At 68.2% G+C, this 17,533-nt stretch carries 17 protein-coding genes; 10 read left to right on the top strand and 7 right to left on the bottom strand.

What is annotated here, in order from left to right; translation table 11 throughout:
• The first annotated feature begins 207 nt into the window (after positions 1-207).
• Complete coding sequence (gene arsC, locus OEJ37_RS22600) at positions 208-567, top strand: arsenate reductase (glutaredoxin) (protein WP_263345752.1); 360 nt, start codon at positions 208-210, stop codon at positions 565-567.
• A 123-nt stretch (positions 568-690) separates the two neighbouring features.
• On the opposite strand, the gene OEJ37_RS22605 is transcribed toward arsC, so the two are convergent.
• Together OEJ37_RS22605 and OEJ37_RS22610 are read right to left on the bottom strand one after the other, a co-directional pair.
• Positions 691-906, bottom strand: a complete 216-nt coding sequence (locus tag OEJ37_RS22605) for a zf-HC2 domain-containing protein (RefSeq protein WP_034181509.1) — start codon at positions 904-906, stop codon at positions 691-693.
• Entirely contained in the window at positions 884-1,483 is a 600-nt protein-coding gene (locus OEJ37_RS22610; protein WP_263345756.1) for an RNA polymerase factor sigma-70, read from the bottom strand. The genes OEJ37_RS22605 and OEJ37_RS22610 overlap by 23 nt, the downstream gene beginning before the upstream one ends.
• 367 nt (positions 1,484-1,850) lie before the next feature.
• On the opposite strand from OEJ37_RS22610, the gene OEJ37_RS22615 reads away from it, so the two are divergent.
• Positions 1,851-2,405, top strand: a complete 555-nt coding sequence (locus tag OEJ37_RS22615) for an NADPH-dependent FMN reductase (protein ID WP_174419610.1) — start codon at positions 1,851-1,853, stop codon at positions 2,403-2,405.
• 66 nt (positions 2,406-2,471) lie between these two features.
• Here the strand turns inward: OEJ37_RS22615 and OEJ37_RS22620 are convergent, their stop codons facing one another.
• Positions 2,472-4,712, bottom strand: a complete 2,241-nt coding sequence (locus OEJ37_RS22620; RefSeq protein WP_175942862.1) for a hybrid sensor histidine kinase/response regulator — start codon at positions 4,710-4,712, stop codon at positions 2,472-2,474.
• A 107-nt stretch (positions 4,713-4,819) separates the two neighbouring features.
• Positions 4,820-5,113 carry a hypothetical protein gene (locus OEJ37_RS22625; protein WP_174419551.1) on the bottom strand — a complete coding sequence of 98 codons (294 nt, stop codon included), beginning with the start codon at positions 5,111-5,113 and terminating at the stop codon, positions 4,820-4,822.
• A 68-nt stretch (positions 5,114-5,181) separates the two neighbouring features.
• Here OEJ37_RS22625 and OEJ37_RS22630 point away from each other — a divergent pair, with 68 nt between their 5' ends.
• From OEJ37_RS22630 to OEJ37_RS22640, 3 genes are read left to right on the top strand one after another with little or no spacing between them, the layout of a single operon-like run.
• Entirely contained in the window at positions 5,182-5,550 is a 369-nt protein-coding gene (locus tag OEJ37_RS22630) for a response regulator (protein ID WP_174419608.1), read from the top strand.
• Complete coding sequence (locus tag OEJ37_RS22635) at positions 5,543-6,169, top strand: chemotaxis protein CheC (RefSeq protein ID WP_174419607.1); 627 nt, start codon at positions 5,543-5,545, stop codon at positions 6,167-6,169. Before OEJ37_RS22630 ends, OEJ37_RS22635 begins: the two co-directional genes overlap by 8 nt.
• On the top strand, positions 6,166-7,104 hold the full coding sequence (locus tag OEJ37_RS22640) for a GGDEF domain-containing protein (protein WP_174419606.1): 939 nt from the start codon (positions 6,166-6,168) through the stop codon (positions 7,102-7,104). Before OEJ37_RS22635 ends, OEJ37_RS22640 begins: the two co-directional genes overlap by 4 nt.
• Positions 7,105-7,155: 51 nt before the next feature.
• Here the strand turns inward: OEJ37_RS22640 and OEJ37_RS22645 are convergent, their stop codons facing one another.
• Positions 7,156-8,040, bottom strand: coding sequence for an alpha/beta fold hydrolase (locus tag OEJ37_RS22645; protein WP_174419605.1), 885 nt, complete (start codon positions 8,038-8,040; stop codon positions 7,156-7,158).
• A gap of 192 nt (positions 8,041-8,232) precedes the next feature.
• On the opposite strand from OEJ37_RS22645, the gene OEJ37_RS22650 reads away from it, so the two are divergent.
• The 5 genes from OEJ37_RS22650 (at position 8,233) to OEJ37_RS22670 (ending at position 13,655) form a co-directional block, all read left to right on the top strand.
• On the top strand, positions 8,233-8,565 hold the full coding sequence (locus OEJ37_RS22650; protein ID WP_174419604.1) for a hypothetical protein: 333 nt from the start codon (positions 8,233-8,235) through the stop codon (positions 8,563-8,565).
• 278 nt (positions 8,566-8,843) lie between these two features.
• Positions 8,844-9,692, top strand: a complete 849-nt coding sequence (gene hpnD, locus OEJ37_RS22655; protein WP_034181518.1) for a presqualene diphosphate synthase HpnD — start codon at positions 8,844-8,846, stop codon at positions 9,690-9,692.
• A 13-nt stretch (positions 9,693-9,705) separates the two neighbouring features.
• A complete protein-coding gene (hpnE, locus tag OEJ37_RS22660) occupies positions 9,706-10,959 on the top strand; it encodes a hydroxysqualene dehydroxylase HpnE (protein WP_263345765.1) in 1,254 nt (417 codons plus the stop codon).
• Positions 10,960-10,970: 11 nt separating this feature from the next.
• Positions 10,971-12,944: a squalene--hopene cyclase gene (gene shc, locus OEJ37_RS22665; RefSeq protein WP_263345766.1), complete on the top strand. Its 1,974-nt coding sequence runs from the start codon at positions 10,971-10,973 to the stop codon at positions 12,942-12,944.
• 54 nt (positions 12,945-12,998) lie between these two features.
• Positions 12,999-13,655, top strand: a complete 657-nt coding sequence (locus OEJ37_RS22670) for a phosphorylase (RefSeq protein WP_217443128.1) — start codon at positions 12,999-13,001, stop codon at positions 13,653-13,655.
• A 127-nt stretch (positions 13,656-13,782) separates the two neighbouring features.
• On the opposite strand, the gene OEJ37_RS22675 is transcribed toward OEJ37_RS22670, so the two are convergent.
• Both OEJ37_RS22675 and OEJ37_RS22680 read right to left on the bottom strand, forming a co-directional pair.
• The gene (locus OEJ37_RS22675; RefSeq protein WP_263345770.1) at positions 13,783-14,778 is read right to left on the bottom strand and encodes a VacJ family lipoprotein; all 996 of its coding nucleotides are present in this window, start codon (positions 14,776-14,778) and stop codon (positions 13,783-13,785) included.
• Positions 14,771-17,404 (bottom strand): MMPL family transporter, encoded by a 2,634-nt coding sequence (locus OEJ37_RS22680; protein ID WP_174419599.1) that lies wholly within the window; start codon positions 17,402-17,404, stop codon positions 14,771-14,773. The genes OEJ37_RS22675 and OEJ37_RS22680 overlap by 8 nt, the downstream gene beginning before the upstream one ends.
• Positions 17,405-17,533: the final 129 nt, after the last annotated feature.

Consider the following 17,533-nt stretch of genomic DNA (forward strand, 5'->3'; position numbering starts at 1 on the left):
CGCACGAATTTATGCGCGTAAACACATCAGCCCTTTGAAGCCCGTCCCCGATGCAGCACCTTTCACGAGACCGTGTCGCTGGCGGCACCTTCCCGCCAACCAGCCTCTCCAAAGCATCGAATCCGCGCACCGCTACCCCACTGCCGCCCGCGTCGAAGCTCTCGATGCAGACTGGCTACAATACAGCCCTCTCCCATCCAGACCTGAATGATGATCACGATCTATCACAACCCCCGGTGCTCGAAGTCGCGCGAGACGCTTGCGTTGGTCGAAACGCTGAACACGACCGGCACGCCGGTGAACGTTGTCGAATACCTGAAGACGCCGCCGACGGTCGAGGAACTGGAAGCGCTGCATCGGCAGCTCGGCCGCCCGGTTCGCGACATGCTGCGCGACGGAGAGGAGCCATTCAAGACGCTGGATCTGGCACGTGCGGATCTGACCGATGCGCAAGCCTACGAGGCGATTGCCTCTCATCCCATTTTGCTGCAGCGTCCGATCGTCGTTTATCGCGGGAAGGCGGCCATCGGCCGGCCGCCCGAATCGGTGCAAGCGCTGTTCGAATAATTCTTGTCCGGCGTATTTTTCTTATTGCATCATCCCGGCGTGCACGCCTGCAATCGAAGCCGGAGCGATCGCGGGGCAGCACACACCCCACCGCCCGGACGATAGCGGCAACGCGGGCTGGGTCTAGCCTGCCCCGGACGACGTGTCGTCGTCGCCCGGTTCCCGCCCCGCCGCCGCTTTCGCGGCCGTCCGCAGCAGTGCAATCTGCCCGCGATAGGCTCTGCAGCCACTGCAGGTCGGCAGGTGCACGCGCACCTGCAAGCGCTCATGCAGGGTCAGATGCCGGTCCAGCGCATCCGACAGCAGTCGCGTCACGTCAGTACATTTCCCCGGCAGCATCTTCGGTCGTCAGTCCTTTTTCGCTCAGGCAGGTTCGCAGGCGCGTGCGAGCCCGATACAGCAGCACGCTGCAATGATTCGTCGTCAGCGTCAATTCGCTGCAGATGTCCATAATCTCGACGTCGAGGAATTCGCGCATCATGAACACGCGCCCGATCTGCTCCGGAAGGTGATCGAGGCAGGCCTGGAACAGCGCCCAGAACTGCTGCTGCTGCAACAGCGTTTCGGGGCGCGGCCATGGCCGCGGCTTCGCATGCGCGGCCCAGTGCCCGTTTTCCTTGAACAGCTCGCGATCGAGCACGGATTCGCCGTCGAGCTCGGCGTCGAGCGCGGACAGGCTCACTGTCCGCTGCCGCGCACGCAGCACGTCGATCAGCTTGTTGCGCAGGATGCCGAACACCCAGGTCTTGTGGGCCGACAGCCCCGCAAAATCGCCCGCGTGCGACCACGCGGCGGTCAGCGCTTCCTGCACGGCGTCTTCGGCCGCGTCGGCATCGCGGAGCTGGAGTCGCGCGAAGCGCAACAGGTCGCGCCGCAGTTGCGCGAGATAAACGGGGTCGTCGTACGCGGACGGCATGTCTGGGTAGCAGTGTCTCGAGGCGATCGCGCTTGCGCCACAGGGCGGGCGCATCGCGGTGCGAGCAGCTTACTGGGCGCGGCGCCGGCCCGCAACGTATGTTCCGTCACGAATTCACGAAACCGGCCGGCGCGCTGCGCTATGCTTGCCGAAACCCGTATCGCGCGTCGAAGGCGCCGCGCGGCGGGCAGTTTGTAACGTCAGAACATAACGGTCGAGTTATCCACAATTTCTGTGGAAAACCTTGTGGAAAGTCGGCCGGACGGCCCCGTGGGGCGGTTCGCGGGCTGGCTTGCCTATAAACAGACCTTTGTCGCCTGTTCGGAAGCAATCGATCCGATTCCTCACTCACCGGAAGGAGAACGTCATGTCCTATCGTATTGCGGTCGTCGTCGGCAGCCTGCGCCGCGCTTCGTCGAACCGCGCACTCGCGCACGCGTTGATCTCGCTCGCCCCCGCCGATTTTTCGTTCGAGTTCGTCGAGATCGGCGAACTGCCGCTGTACAGCCAGGACTACGACGCGGATTTCCCGGAAGTCGCGAAGCGCTTCAAGCAGTCGATCGAAGCCGCAGATGCGCTGCTGTTCGTCACGCCCGAATACAACCGGTCGATTCCGGGCGTGCTGAAGAATGCGCTCGACTGGGGCTCGCGCCCGTGGGGTTCCAACTCGTGGTCGGGCAAGCCGGGCGCGGTGCTCGGCACGTCGCCGGGCGCGACGGGCACGGCGCTCGCGCAGCAGCACCTGCGCAACGTGCTCGCGTACCTCGACGTGAAGACGCTCGGGCAGCCCGAGATGTTCATCAAGCATGACCCGGCGCGCATCGACGAGCAGGGCCAGATCGTCAGCGAGGACACCCGCAAGTTCCTGCAGGGCTTCGTCGATCGCTACGCGGGCTGGGTGCGCCTGCTGAAGTCGGCCTGACGACTTCGGCCCGAACGCCGCGGCCGTTCATGCCGCCGACGCCGGCGCCGGCCCGCACGCCGCGGGTTACGTGCCGGTGTGCCGCGCGTCGCGCGCTTCCCGGATGCCCAGCAGGATCTCGTCGAGCAGCGCGATGTCGAACGGCTTCGACAGTACGCGGACGTTGACGGTGCGCGTGCGGTCGAGCTCCTCCGCGTAACCCGTGACGAGAATCACGGGCAGCTTCCCCGGCCGTTTCTCGACCGCTTCGGCGAGGTCGATGCCGTTCAGGCGGCCGGGCATGTGGATATCCGAAATCACGAGGTCGAACGCGTCGTTCGCTGCCGCGCCTTCGATCAGGCGCAACGCGTCGTCGGCGGTGGGCGCATAGGTCACGCGGTGCCCGAGCAGCGAAAGCAGCGCTTCGGTGCCGGCCGCGACTTCGCTGTTGTCCTCGACGAGCAGCACGTGCAGCCCGGCGAGCGCGCTGGTGTCGTGCACGACGGCCTGCGGCCGAGCCACGACGTCCTCGGCGCGCGCGCGCGGCAGGTAGAGGCGCACCGACGTGCCGGCGCCGACCGCGCTGTCGATCGTCGCGAGGCCGCCCGAGCGTTCGCAGAACGCGAACACCTGCGGCAGCCCGAGCCCCGTCCCCATCCCCTGCGCCTTCGTCGTGAACAGCGGTTCGAACGCGCGCGCGAGCACGTCGGGCGCCATGCCCGAGCCCGTGTCGTCGAGCGAGATCTGCACGAAATCGCCGGTCAGCGGAAAGCCGTCCTCGCGGCGCAGCGTCACGTTGCGCGCGCCGACCGTGAAGCGGCCGCCGGTCGCCATCGCGTCGCGCGCGTTGACCGCGAGGTTGATCACCGCGAGCTCGAGCTCCGCGACGTCGACGCGGATCGGCCAGACGCCGGGCTCGATCGCGACGACCAGCGACGATTTCGAACCGAGCGACGTCTTCAGCAGTTCGCGGCACGTGCCGACCCATTGCCCGACGTCGATCGTCTCGTTGTGCAGCGGCTGCTTGCGCGCGACGCCGAGGAGCTGGCGCGTGAGCGACTGCCCGTTCTTCAGCGCGCGTTCGATCGCGCCGAGCTCCTTGTCGAGATGCTGGACGCCGCGCCGCCGCGCGATCTGCACGTTGCTCGAGATGATCATCAGCAGGTTGTTGAAGTCGTGCGCGACGCTGCCGACGAGGTTGCCGAGCGCCTGCATCTTGCGCGACTGCCGGTACGCCGATTCGATCGAGCGCCGCATCGATGCTTCCGCCTGCCAGCGGTCCCACGCCTCCTCTTCCGCCTTCAGCCGCTTGAGCGACAGCCAGATCACGGACCACAGCGCGATCGACGGCGCGAACATCGAGATGAACAGCACGCTCAGGTGTTCGTACCATTCATGCCAGATCGCCGACGTGCGGTAAGCGCAGGTCACGTAGACGGGATAGCTTCCGACCTGGCGGTACGCGACGATCTCGCTCGCGCCGTCGTGGCGAACGCGCACGACGCCCGCGCGCGGATCGTTGCGCGCGTCGCCGAACGTGGCCGTGCGATCGGTATGCGCGAGCGACGGCGGCGGCGGATACGACGCGATCACCGCGCCGTCCGAGCGCGCGAGCGCCATCGTCATCGGCGTGGCCGCGCCGCCGAGCAGGTCGCGGTAGAACGCGTTGAAATACGACGACTTCAGCGCGATCGACACCATCCCGGCGAACGAACCGTCGCTATGGCGCCGCGCGACGCCCGTGTTGAACACGGGAATGTTCTCAAGCTTGAGCGGCCCCATCATCAGCCGCGAGATATGTTCGATGACCTTGCCGTCGCGGATGCCGGCGAAGTCGTCGCGGTTCGCGATCGACGCATAGGGCGCCGGATAGTAGAGGCTGTTGGCGAGCAGCATTCCGCTCGCGCCGAAGATCGACACGGCGGCCACCTGCGGGTAGCCGCCGCCGATCGTGTTCAGTGCTTCGTGAATGTCGGATTCCCTGTTGCGCACGGTCGCGTCGTCCATGTCCTGCACGAGGTCGACGATGCGCGCATCGAGCGTTTCGCTCAGGTCGAACACCTTGAGCGCGTGCTCTTCGGCGACCCGCACGGTGCGCATCGTCACGTCGCTCGCGGCGGCCTCGCGCGCCTTCAGGTCGTTGTACGCCATCACCACCACGTAGATGCACGGCAGCACGATCGCCGCGACGAGCAGCACGATCAGCGTCACGCGGCGGACCGCGAAATCGTGCTCGGGCGCACCGGACGCGTAGGTGCCGTCATCCTGCCAGTCGTCGGCGGGAGTGGAGGCGGGATCGTGGGAGTCGGCAGGCCGGTCGGACGTCATCGAAGCAGCGGGTGAGGCGGGAGTGCCTGCCATCATAAACGAGTTGCGACGGCCCGCCGCGCCGCCCGTACGCGCGCGATCCTGTCGATTCAGACAGGGGGAAACCGTCAGATTGAAAACGCGACGAATCCGGCAGCGCAAACGTACACAAGGAAAAATTTTGCGTACTTATCTCGAAAATGGTCGCGGCTGTTTTCGGAATGACGCGCGATCGGATCGATTTTGTTCGAAATGGTGAATATGGCGAGTTGCATCGCCTCCGGTTTACTCAGAGAATCGCGCCTTGCTTTCCCTATGACAGATATATGCGCCCGCCGGCGTTCGCCGCGCGGTGCGTCGCGCGCACCTGCGTCGCGGCGCCCGCGCACGGCCGCAAGGCGGTTGCCCGCGCCCGAACGCATGGCGCCTCAAGAAGCGCGCCGCGCGGTCGTTAACGCGAGAGAGACCATTCCGTATACCGCTTCGCTCCATGCCTTTGCCGATTGTAATTGCCGACGATTCACTGCTCGCTCGCAAACTTCTGACAAAGGCGTTGCCGGGAGACTGGGACGTTGACGTCGCGTATGCAGCGAATGGTCGCGAGGCCTTGGCGCTCTATCGTGACGGCAAAGCTTCCGTGATGTTTCTGGACCTGACGATGCCCGACTTGAGCGGATATCAGGTACTGGAGACACTGCGCCACGAAGACCTGAACACGTTCGTGATCGTGGTATCCGCCGATATCCAGCCGCAGGCGCAAGCACGCGTGCGCGAATTGGGCGCGATCGCATTCGTTGCCAAGCCCGTGACGTCGGAGGCATTGCTGCCCATTCTCAAGGAGTATGGGTTGTATGCCTGAATCGGTGTTCACGGCGGAGCAACGCGACGCGTTGCAGGAGATCGCCAACCTTGCAATGGGCCGCGCCGCCTCGCGGCTTGCGTTGCTGCTCGGGCGCTTCATCGAGCTGTCGGTGCCGCGCGTGCGCGTCGTGAAAGCGGCCGACGCGGGCGACGCGCTGCGCGAGATGACGGGCATTCACGACAACGTGACCGCCGTGCGCCAGGGCTTCCGTTCCGACATCAAGGGCGAGGCGATCGTGCTGTGCCGCAGCGCGGGCGTCGCGCGGCTCATGACGATCGTCGACCGTACGTTCGGCGATGGCGTGTACGGCGGGATGGCGACGCCGGACGAGCTGATGTTCGACGTCGCGAACGTGCTGATGGGCGCATGCGTCGCGTCGATCCTCGACGAGCTCGGCCGCAAGCCCGTGTTCTTTCCGCCGGGGCTGCTCGGTTCGAACGTGTCGTTCGACGACGTATTCCAGCCGCCCGAACTCGCGTGGAGCGTCGCGCTGCTGCTCGAGGTGAACTTCGGGCTCGAGGATCACGCGTTCCGCGCCCACTTCGTGATGCTGATGGCCGAGGATTCGATCCGGCTGATGGGCGACGCGCTCGACGCGTTGCTGTCCGCGCTATGACGGCCGCCGCGCCGTCGCTGAGCGACCTCGTGATCGAGCGGGTGGGCTTCGGCCTGTTCGTGCTCGACCGTTCGATGAGCGTGCTGATGTGGAATCGCTTCATGCAGGACCACAGCGGCATCCCGGCCGCCGACGTGATCGGCCGCAACCTGTTCGACTGCTTTCCGGACCTGCCGCGCGCGTGGTTGACGCGCAAGCTCGAGAGCGTGTTCCAGCTCGGCAGCTTCGCGTTCAGCTCGTGGGAGCAGCGGCCCTACCTGTTCCGCTTCGAGCACGACCGGCCGATTACCGGTGGCGTCGACTACATGCAGCAGGACTGCACGTTCATGCCGCTCACGCGCGGCCGCGATGTCGAGGCCGTGTGCGTGACGATCTCCGACGTCACGCATGTGAGCGTGATGCAGCGCGAGCGCGAGGAAGCGGTCGCGAAGCTGCGCGAACACGCGAATCGCGACGGCCTGACCGGTATCGCGAACCGGCGCTTCTTCGAGGCGCGGCTCGGCGACGAATTCGCGCGCTGGCAGCGCTACGGCGGCGACATGTCGGTGCTGCTGTTCGACCTCGACCACTTCAAGACGATCAACGACCGCTTCGGGCATGCGGCCGGCGACGCCGTGTTGCGCGAGACGGCCCGTCGCGTCGCGTCGATCGTGCGTGCGCAGGATACGTTCGGCCGTTTCGGCGGCGAGGAATTCGCGCTGCTGCTGCCGTGCACGAATCTCGACGAGGCGATGCTGGTGGCCGACAAGGTGCGCGATGCGATCGGCAGCGTGCCGGTCGATGCGGAAGGCGTCAGCGTGCCGGTGACGGCGAGCGTCGGCGGCGCGTGCGCGAAGACGGGCGCGCCGACCTGCGATGTGCTCGTCAACGAGGCCGACGCCGCGCTCTATCGCGCGAAGCGGCTCGGGCGCGACCGTTCGGTCGCCTACGCATAGGCGCGCCCGCCCCGCATCGCGCGAAGCGGCTTCGCCCCGCGCGCGCCGCGCTCAGCTTTTCGCGATGTCGGCCAGCACGCCGGCCAGCACGGCCGGCTGCGACACGAACGGCGAATGGCTGCTGTCGAGCTGGTGCACGTGGGTCGGGTTGCCGGGCGCGAACGCGTCGGCTTCGTCGATGAAGCGCTGCTGCAGCGCGGGCAGGATCACGCGATCCTGCAGGCACTTGATGTAGTGACGGTCGAGCGCGCCCCAGCGCGCGGCGGTCGTCGGGATCGCGGTCGCGAACGGCGCGGCCGGCACGTCGCAGGTCATCAGGTTCGCGACGGCCTCGAAGTCGGCCTGCGGCACGTCGTCGTACAGCGCGCGCTTCATCGCGTCGCGATACGCGGTGTCGCCGCTGCGCGGATCGATGCGCAGCGCACCGGCCACGCGCGGGCTCGCGAGCATCAGCGGGCCGAGCATCTCGCCCTTGTTCTCGGGGGCGCGCACGTAGTCGAGGCCCGGCTCGCCCGACGCGGGCATGAATGCCGCGAGATAGACGATCTTCGCGATCTTTTCCGGCGCGCGCTCGGCGGCCGCCGTGATCGCGAGGCCGCCCATGCTGTGCCCGACCAGCACGACCTTGCCGCGGCCGAGCGCATACGCGTCGTCGACGGCCTGCATCACCTGCGTCGCGTAATCGTCGAGCGTCGTGTTCGCGACCGGCGACGGCTCGGCGCCGAACGCATCCTTGTCGAGCGGCCGTTCGAGGTAGGACCCGGGAAAGCGGGCATTGATGCCGTGCGCGGGCAGGTCGCGCGCGATCGACAGGTAGCCGCGCGCGGCCAGCGCGGCCGCGACGTGCGCGTAGCACCACGCTCCGTGCCAGGCGCCGTGCACGAGTACGAAGACAGGATGGTCGGACTGCGGGGGGGTGGTTACGGTCGTCTCCATGGCGTTCGTGTTTTTTCGAGAAAGGTGTCATCTTAGACGAACCCGTGCGCATCCAAGCGCGAACGCACGGCGCGATTGCGCCGCGGGCTGCGATCCGTCCCTCTTGTCTCGCGCAGGCCACATTTCGTCCGGATCCGATATGAATTTGAGCCGAAGCACGCTAAGTTGTTGCTTTGCTCGCGATTGCTCCCCATGAACGTCGACTATCTCTTCTACCGGAAGCCGGACAAACCCGGCCCCTATTCGCTCGACGACCTGGGCGACATCGCGCCGCCGATCGGCCCGGGCGATCTGGTGCGCGCGGGGATCGCGCGCGTGTTCGAGCAGATCGACTGGCAGGAATCGCCCGACGTGCCGGGCGCGTGGTTCGGCATGGGCGGCGCGGTATTCCAGTTCACCGTGGAGCCCGACGGCCGCGTGACGAGCTTCATGGGCTCGCGCCTCGAACGCCGCTCGATGCTGCAGCTCACCCGCGAAATGGGGCTCATTGCGCTCGACCTGCAGCGCGATATCGTTTACGGCTGACGGGCCGCCGGCGCCCGCTGGTGTCGAGCGGCGCCCGTTCCCGCCGAGGCCGGCCGCACCGGCCTGCCAACGGCTCCCGGCGCCCCGCCGGGCGTGGCGCGTGTCCGCCATCGAACTTCAAAGATTGCTATACTTTCGCCCAATTCCGGCTTCCGGCCGGTAATTTGTGCCTGTCTGCGTCGATCGTTCGCATATCTCGCACGCATTGACACCCTGACCATCCCAGCCGGGCATGGCTTCTTCAATCGCCCCCCGTGGGTGTCTCCGTGGAGCTTGTCTTGGCCGTTTCAAATTCCGTCGTGGACGAACAAGAAACCGACGCCGCTGCCGTCACATCGGGCAGTTCTTTCTATCTTGCGATGCGCATCCTGCCGGCCGTGCAGCGCGATGCGATGTTCCAGGTCTACGCGTTCTGCCGCGCGGTCGACGACATCGCCGACAGCGACCTGCCGCGCGCCGAGCGCACCGCGGGCCTCGACCGCTGGCGCGCGGACATCGACGCGTGCTTCGCGGGCCGCCCGCCGCGCCATCTGGCCGCGCTGGATCGCGAGATCCGCGCATTCAACCTGCAGCGCGACGATTTCCACGCGATGATCGACGGAATGGCGATGGACGCGGTAGAAGACATCTGCGCGCCCGACGAGCCGACGCTCGACCTCTTTTGCGATCGCGTGGCGAGCGCGGCCGGGCGGCTGTCGGTGAGGATATTCGGGATGCCGGAAGCCGAAGGGATCGAGCTGTCGCACCACCTCGGTCGTGCGCTGCAACTGACGAACATCCTGCGCGACATCGACGACGACGCGGCGATCAACCGCTGCTACCTGCCGCGCGAGCTGCTTGCGCGCGAAGGCATCGCGATCGCCGATCCGGCGACGATCGTGCGCGATCCGGCGCTGCCGCGCGTGTGCGCGACGCTCGTCGAGCGCGCGCTCGAGCACTTCCGCCAGGCCGACGCGGTGATGGATACCTGCCCGCGTGCGCAGGTGAAGGCGCCGCGCATCATGTCGGGCGCGTATCGCTGCATTCTCGAAGCCGCGGTCGCACGCGGTTTTGCCGCCCCGCGCGCCCCGCTGCGCAAGCCGAAAGCGCGCATGCTGATGATCGCCGCGCGCTACGCGCTGTTCTGAGCCGACCGAGTCGATGCCCAGAACCGTCCACGTGATCGGTGCCGGACTCGCGGGCCTGTCGGCCGCGGTCGAGCTGCAACGCCGCGGGCGGCACATCGTGCTGCACGATGCGCACGCGCATGCGGGCGGGCGCTGCCGCTCGTGGTTCGACGGGATGCTGAACACGACGCTCGACAGCGGGCTGCACGCGGTCTTCGCGGGGCAGGCGGCAACGCAGCGCTACCTGCGTGCGATCGGCGCGGCCGATCAGCTGGTCGGGCCCGCGCTGCCTGAATTTCCGGTCGTCGACGTCGCGTCGCAGCAGCGCTGGACGCTGCGCTTCGGCAACGGGCGCTTGCCGTCGTGGCTGTTCGATGCGGCGTCGCGCGCGCCGGGCACGACGCCGCTCGACTACCTGGCGCTCGGGCCGCTCGCGTTCGCGCGCACGGGTCGCTCACTCGCACAGACGATGCGATGCGACGGCGTGCTGTGGGATCGTTGGCTGCGGCCGTATTTGCTCGGGGTGCTGAATGTCGAGCCGCGCCACGCGAGTGCCGAACTCGCGCGCGCAGTGATGTGCAGCATGTTTGTCGCGGGCGGCCCCGGTTGCCGTCCGCTCGTCGCGCGCCACGGGCTCGGCAGCGCATTCGTCGAACCGGCGCTGCGGATGCTGCAGCACGGCGGCGCGCAGATCCGGCTGAACTCGCGGCTCGACGCGTTCGAGTTCGGCGCGCACGGCAATGCGGTCGACGCGGCCGTGATCGGCGGCGAACGCGTCGATCTCGCGCCGGGCGACGCGGTCGTGCTGGCCGTGCCGCCCGAGGTCGCGTTGCCGCTCGTGCCCGAACTCACCGCGCCCGACACATTCAGCGCGGTCGTGACCGCGTATTTCGCGGTCGAGCCGCCGGCCGGCAGCCCGCTGCAGACGACCGTCGTCAACGGCGTCGTCGATGCAGTGCGCGCCGGCGGCGGCCAGCTCGCGGCGACGATCCGCGATGCGGGCCGCTGGCTCGACATGCCGCACGACACGCTCGCGCGGCGGATCTGGGAAGACGTCGCGCGCGTGACGGGCGCGAACCCGGAAACCATCCCCGCGTGGCAGCTCGTCGTCGAGCCGCGCGCGGGTTTTGCGGCGGTGCCGTCGCAGGAAATGAAACGTCCGGCCGTGCGTACGCGCTGGACCAATCTCGTGCTGGCGGGTGACTGGATTGCCACCGGCTTGCCCGCCACGATCGAGGGCGCGATCCGTTCCGGCCAGCTGGCCGCGGACGTGCTCCAGACACAATAAGAGAGGGACCGATGAACGATCTCACCGAAATGGCTACCCTGTCCGCCGGCACCGCGCCGGCCGGCGTCGACGCGGCCGTCGCGCGTGCGACCGACGCGCTGCTGGCCGCGCAGAACGCGGACGGACACTGGGTCTACGAACTCGAAGCCGATTCGACGATTCCCGCCGAATACGTGCTGCTCGTCCACTATCTCGGCGAGACGCCGAACCTCGAGCTCGAACAGAAGATCGGCCGCTATCTGCGCCGCATCCAGCAGGCGGACGGCGGCTGGCCGCTGTTCACCGACGGCGCGCCGAACATCAGCGCGAGCGTGAAGGCGTATTTCGCGCTGAAGGTGATCGGCGACGACGAGAACGCCGAGCACATGCAGCGCGCGCGCCGTGCGATCCACGCGATGGGCGGCGCCGAGATGTCGAACGTGTTCACGCGCATCCAGCTCGCGCTGTACGGCGCGATTCCGTGGCGCGCGGTGCCGATGATGCCGGTCGAGATCATGCTGCTGCCGCAGTGGTTCCCGTTCCACCTGTCGAAGGTGTCGTACTGGGCGCGCACCGTGATCGTGCCGCTGCTCGTGCTGAACGCGAAGCGCCCGCTCGCGAAGAACCCGCGCGGCGTGCGCATCGACGAGCTGTTCATCGACCCGCCCGTCAACGCCGGGCTGCTGCCGCGCCAGGGGCACCAGAGCGCCGGCTGGTTCGCGTTCTTCCGCGTGGTCGACCATGCGCTGCGCGCGGTCGACGGCCTGTTCCCGAGCTACACGCGCGAACGCGCGATCCGCCAGGCCGTGTCGTTCGTCGACGAGCGCCTGAACGGCGAGGACGGCCTCGGCGCGATCTATCCGGCGATGGCCAACGCAGTGATGATGTACGACGTGCTCGGCTACGCGGAAGATCATCCGAACCGCGCAATCGCGCGCAAGGCGCTCGATAAACTGCTCGTCGTGCAGGAGGACGAAGCATATTGCCAGCCGTGCCTGTCGCCGGTGTGGGACACGTCGCTCGCGGCGCACGCGCTGCTCGAAACCGGCGATGCGCGCGCCGAGGAAGCCGTGCTGCGCGGCCTCGACTGGCTGCGCCCGCTGCAGATCCTCGACGTGCGCGGCGACTGGATCTCGCGCCGCCCGAACGTGCGGCCCGGCGGCTGGGCGTTCCAGTACGCGAATGCGCACTACCCGGACGTCGACGATACGGCCGTGGTCGTGATGGCGATGGACCGCGCGCAGAAGCTCAGGCAGTCGGATGCGTACCGCGAATCGATGGCGCGCGCACGCGAATGGGTCGTCGGCATGCAGAGCAGCGACGGCGGCTGGGGCGCGTTCGAGCCGGAAAACACGCAGTACTACCTGAACAACATCCCGTTCTCCGATCACGGCGCGCTGCTCGATCCGCCGACCTCCGACGTGTCGGGCCGCTGCCTGTCGATGCTGTCGCAGCTCGGCGAGACGGCCGCGAACAGCGAGCCGGCCCGCCGCGCGCTCGACTACATGCTGAAGGAACAGGAGCCGGACGGCAGCTGGTACGGCCGCTGGGGGATGAACTACGTGTACGGCACGTGGACCGCGCTGTGCTCGCTGAACGCGGCCGGCCTCGGGCCGGAAGATCCGCGCATGAAGCGCGGCGCGCAGTGGCTGCTGTCGATCCAGAACAAGGACGGCGGCTGGGGCGAGGACGGCGACAGCTACAAGCTGAACTACCGCGGCTTCGAGCAGGCGCCGAGCACCGCGTCGCAAACGGCCTGGGCGCTGCTCGGCCTGATGGCGGCCGGCGAGGTGAACAACCCGGCCGTTGCGCGCGGCGTCGACTACCTGGTCGCCGAGCAGAACGAAGAAGGTCTGTGGGACGAGACGCGCTTCACGGCGACGGGTTTCCCGCGCGTGTTCTACCTGCGCTACCACGGCTATCGCAAGTTCTTCCCGCTGTGGGCGCTCGCGCGCTACCGCAACCTGAAGCGCGACAACGCGACGCGCGTCACGGTCGGGATGTAACGCGTGGGCGCATCACGGCACAACGGCGCATTGCCCGTCATCGCGGTGACGGGAATGGCGTTCGAGGCGCGCATCGCACGCGGCGACGGCGTCGAGGCGGTGTTCGCCGCGCGGGCCGACCGGCTCGAGCGTGCGCTGGCCGATGCGACCGCGCGCGGTTGCGCGGGCATCGTGAGCTTCGGCACGGCGGGCGGGCTCGCGCCCGATCTGGCGCCCGGCGCGCTCGTGATCGCGAACGCGATCGACGGGCCGTTCGGCCGCGTCGAGACCGATACGGGCTGGAGTGCGCGGCTCGTCGCCGCGCTGCACGACACGCCGGTATGGGCGCGCGTCACGCGCGGCACGATCGCGGCCGTCGGCGCGCCGGTCGTCAGCGCACGGGAAAAGACCTCGCTGCACCATGCGAAGGGCGCGCTCGCGGTCGACATGGAGTCGCATATCGCGGCGGCCTTCGCGGCCGCGCGCGGCGTGCCGTTCGTGGCGTGCCGCGCAATCGTCGATCCGGCGTGGCGCACGCTGCCGCGCGCGGCGACGGCCGGCCTGCGCGACGACGGTAGCACGGCGATCCTGCCGATCCTGCGCGAATTGCTGAAGCAGCCGTCGCAGCTCGGCCCGCTGCTGCAGGTCGCGAGCGATGCGCGCGCGGCGCGCACGACGCTGATCCAGGCGCGGCACGCGTTCGAGCGTGCGGGTGCGATGCGGATCGTCTGAGCGGCACGCGCCGCGTATCCGTCTCTCCCCCTCTTCCCGATTTCCCGATTTCCCGTTTCGCGCGGACAAAAAAAGAGCGCTGCATAATGCAGCGCTCTTTGTCTTTGCGGCGGTTGCCGTTGCAGCGTTACTGCGCGGCCGGACTGCTCGCGGGCATTGCCGGCGCGGCGGGCGTGACGTCGGCGGCCGGTGCCGTCGCCGGGCCCGACGATGCCGCCGTCGGTGCCGCGGCAGGCGCGCTCGCGGGCATCGCATTGTCCGCACCCGGATCGTCATACTGCGGCAACCCCGGCGCGGCCGGGGCATTGTTCGGCGCGGCGCCCGATGCACCGCCCGACTCGCCCGGATCCTCGTAGTTCGGCAGCCCCGGCACGGCCGGCGTCGCGGCCGGCACGGCGCCCGATTCGCCCGGCTCGCTGTAGTTCGGCAGCGCGGCCGACGACGACTGGCTGCGATACGTCAGCGACTTGCGCTGCTGCAGGTACGCGTCGCGCACGAACGAATACGGATCGAGCGCGGCCTGCTTCAGCAGGTCGGTCGCGCCGAGCAGGTCCGAACGCGCGCTGATGAACTGCGCGATGTACATCGGGTTGCGCGCGGCCGGCTCGATGTAGTTGAGCAGGTTGAAGCGCACGTCCACCGCGCGGCCGACACCGTCGCGGATCGTGCTCGGCCCGAACACGGGCAGCACGAGATACGGGCCGGACGGCACGCCCCAGCGCGCGAGCGTCAGGCCGAAATCCTGGTGATGCTTCGGCAGGCCGGCCGGCGTCGCGATGTCGATCAGGCCGGCGACGCCGAACAGCGAGTTCATCGCCACGCGCATCAGATCCTGCGTCGCATCGGTGATGCGCAACTGCAGCAGGTTGTTCGCCATGTTGCCGAGATCGCCGAGGTTCGAGAAGAAGTTGCTGATCGCGGTGCGCACGGGCGTCGGCGTGACCTTCTGGTAACCCTTCGCGATCGGCACGGCGATGTTCGAATCGACGGTGTCGTTGATCTTGTACATCGTCCGGTTCATCGGCTCGAACGGGTCGTTGGGATTGCGGTTCGGCCCCGTCGCGCAGCCGGTCAGCATCGCGCTGGCGGCGACGGTCGCCGCAATGATTCGCACCTTATTCATTGATTCCTTGCGATTGGTTCTTGGCGCGTTTGACGCGCGGTTTGCCCATCAGGACGGGCTGGAACACCACGGCGCCGATCAGCGTGCAGGTCAGTGCCAGCGCGAGCAGCTTGCCCATGCTCGACGTGCCCGGGTGGTGCGACAGCCACAGGCTGCCGAATGCGGTCGCCGTCGTCGCGGCGCTGAACAGCACCGCATGCGTGAGGCTCGATTGCAGCAGCCCCGTCTGCCCCGCGCGCCACGCCATCACGAAATACACCTTGAACGCGACGCCGACGCCGAGCATCAGCGGCAGCGCGATGATGTTCGCGAAGTTCAGCGGCATGCCGAGCACGACGCACATCTCGAGCGTCACGATGCCCGACACGAGCAGCGGCACCAGCGTGCGCAGCACGTCGCCGAAGCGGCGCAGCGTGATCCACAGCAGGATCGTGATCGAAATGATCGACCACAGCGCCGCATGCAGGAACGCGTTGATGATCGTGTCGGCCGAATGCAGGATCGAGATCGGCCCGCCGGTCGTGCCCGGTTCCGCGGCCTTCACGGTCTGCGCGAAACGGCGCAGCATCGTGTCGTCGTTCGGGTCGACGCCCTTCGGCACTTTCGGCGAGATCTGCACGAGCGCGTGGCCGTCCGGTGCGACCCAGTCGCGCACGAGCGGCGGCGGCAGCGATTCGCGCGTGATGTCCTGCGGCTGCAGCAGCGCCGCGAGCTGGTCGAGCGCGATGCGCAGCGTATCGGAGAACGCGCGTTCGGCGCGGTCGCGCGTCGCGCTGTCGGCGGCGGCGAGCTTCGCGAGCGACGCGGACAGGTGTTGCGCGGCGGCCGCGCCCGGGCCCGGGTGATCTTCCGCCGCGTAGCCGAGCAGATCCGACACGCGCTTGAGCGCGGCGACGCGCTGCGCGTCGGTCGCGGGCGGCGCGGCCGGCTGCGTCAGCGCGGGCAGCAGTTCGCTCGCGGCCGCGGCGATCGCCGCGCGCTTGGTCGGCTGGTCGGCGGGGATGAAGGTCGACAGGGTGGTCGTGCGGCCGACCTCGGGCAGCGCGTCGAGGCGCTTCGCGGCCGCATCGGCTGCGGCGAGCGACGGCGCGAGCAGCGTGACGTCGTTGACGGCTGCTTCGGGCGAATCCTTAAGCGCGAGCAGCGTCGCCATCGATTCGCTGTTCGGATCCTTCAGGTGCAGCGGGTTGAAGTCGAAGCGCAGGAACGCGAGCAGCGGCAGCGCGCCGATCACGACCACGAGCGTGCCGATCAGGATCGGTTTGCGATGGCGATCGAGGAAATCGTCGACCGGCGCGAGCCACGGAAAGCCGGGCGTCTTCGATTCGCCCGGCGGCGCGAACAGGCGCAGCAGCGCGGGCAGCAGCGTGAGCGTGGTCAGCAGTGCGACGAACATCCCGACGCCCGCGATCAGGCCGAGCTCGGACACGCCGCGATAGGCGGTGGGAATGAACGAGAAGAAGCTTGCCGCGACCGCCGTGGTGGCCAGCGCGAGCGGCATGCCCATCGAGTGCGCGGCGCCGATCAGCGCGTGATCGATACGCTGGTCGCGGAAGCGTTCCTCGCGGTACTTCACGCCGTACTGGATCGAGAAGTCGACGCCGAGGCCGACGAACAGCACCATGAACGCAACCGAGATCATGTTCAGCGAGCCGACCATCGCGAGGCCGAGCGCGGCGGTCACGACGAGGCCGACGAACAGCGTGACGAGCACCGAGCCGATCATCCGCTTCGAGCGCAGCGCAAGCCACAGGATGACGAGCACGGCGAGCAGCGTGAGCGCGCCGTTGAGCGCCGCGCCGTCCTCGACGGACGCGAATTCGTCGTCGGCGAGCGGTTGTTCGCCGGTCAGGCGCACGGCCGCGCCGTAGCGCTTCTCGAGGTCGAGCGAACGGGCAGCGTCGCGGATCACCTGGCTGGTTTCCGCGCCGGCCTTCAGCGCGCCGTAGTTGACCACGGGCTGCACGGTGACGAACGCGCGCGCGGGCTGCCGCGCCGAATCGCTGTCGACCAGCGCGCGCCACGAGAACGCGGCCGGCTTGCCGGCCAGCACGTCGTCGACCGTCGCGGCGCTGCGCGCGAGCAGCTTCGCCATCGCGGGCAGTTTCACCTGGCCGGTCAGGAGCGGCTGGCCGAGCGTGGTGGCCAGCGTCGTCGCGAGCCCGGTCAGGCTCGGGTTCTTCGCGAGTTCGTTGACGAGCGGGCGCGCGCTCGCGAGCTGCGACGTCGTATCGGAGACTTCCTGCGGCGACAGGAACAGCAGCCCGTTGTGCTCGAAGAACGGCCCGCCGCCGGGTTCGGCGACCTGGCCGATGCGGCCGGCTTCGGCCTGCTTCTGCAGCGCTCCGGTCAGCGCATGCGCGGCGGCATTCGCGAATTCGGGCGCGGGCGCTTCGACGACCGCGAGGATCGTGCCGTTGCGTTGCGGGAACGCTTTATCGACGGCCTGGCCGAGCGCAGCCCATTGCGGTTCCGCATCGACGAGCTTGCTGATGTCGGTGTTGATCTTGAAATGCTGCGCGACGTAGACACCGCTGAGGGCAGCGATGACGAGCGACAGGACGACGACCCAGACGGGACGGCGCACCGACCACGCAACGAGTCGGACGATGAGAGATGTCACCATGTGGCGGTGGGGAGCGGCTGGCAAGGGGCAAAGTAGCCAAGTATACCGGCGTGGCGTGGCGAAGGACGTGACGTTGCGGGTTTCGGGGCGGGAAGGAGATTTGTTCGCGGCGGCGGAATCGATGCCGGC

The organism is Burkholderia sp. BKH01 (assembly GCF_025685725.1).
Lineage (GTDB): Bacteria > Pseudomonadota > Gammaproteobacteria > Burkholderiales > Burkholderiaceae > Burkholderia > Burkholderia pyrrocinia_C.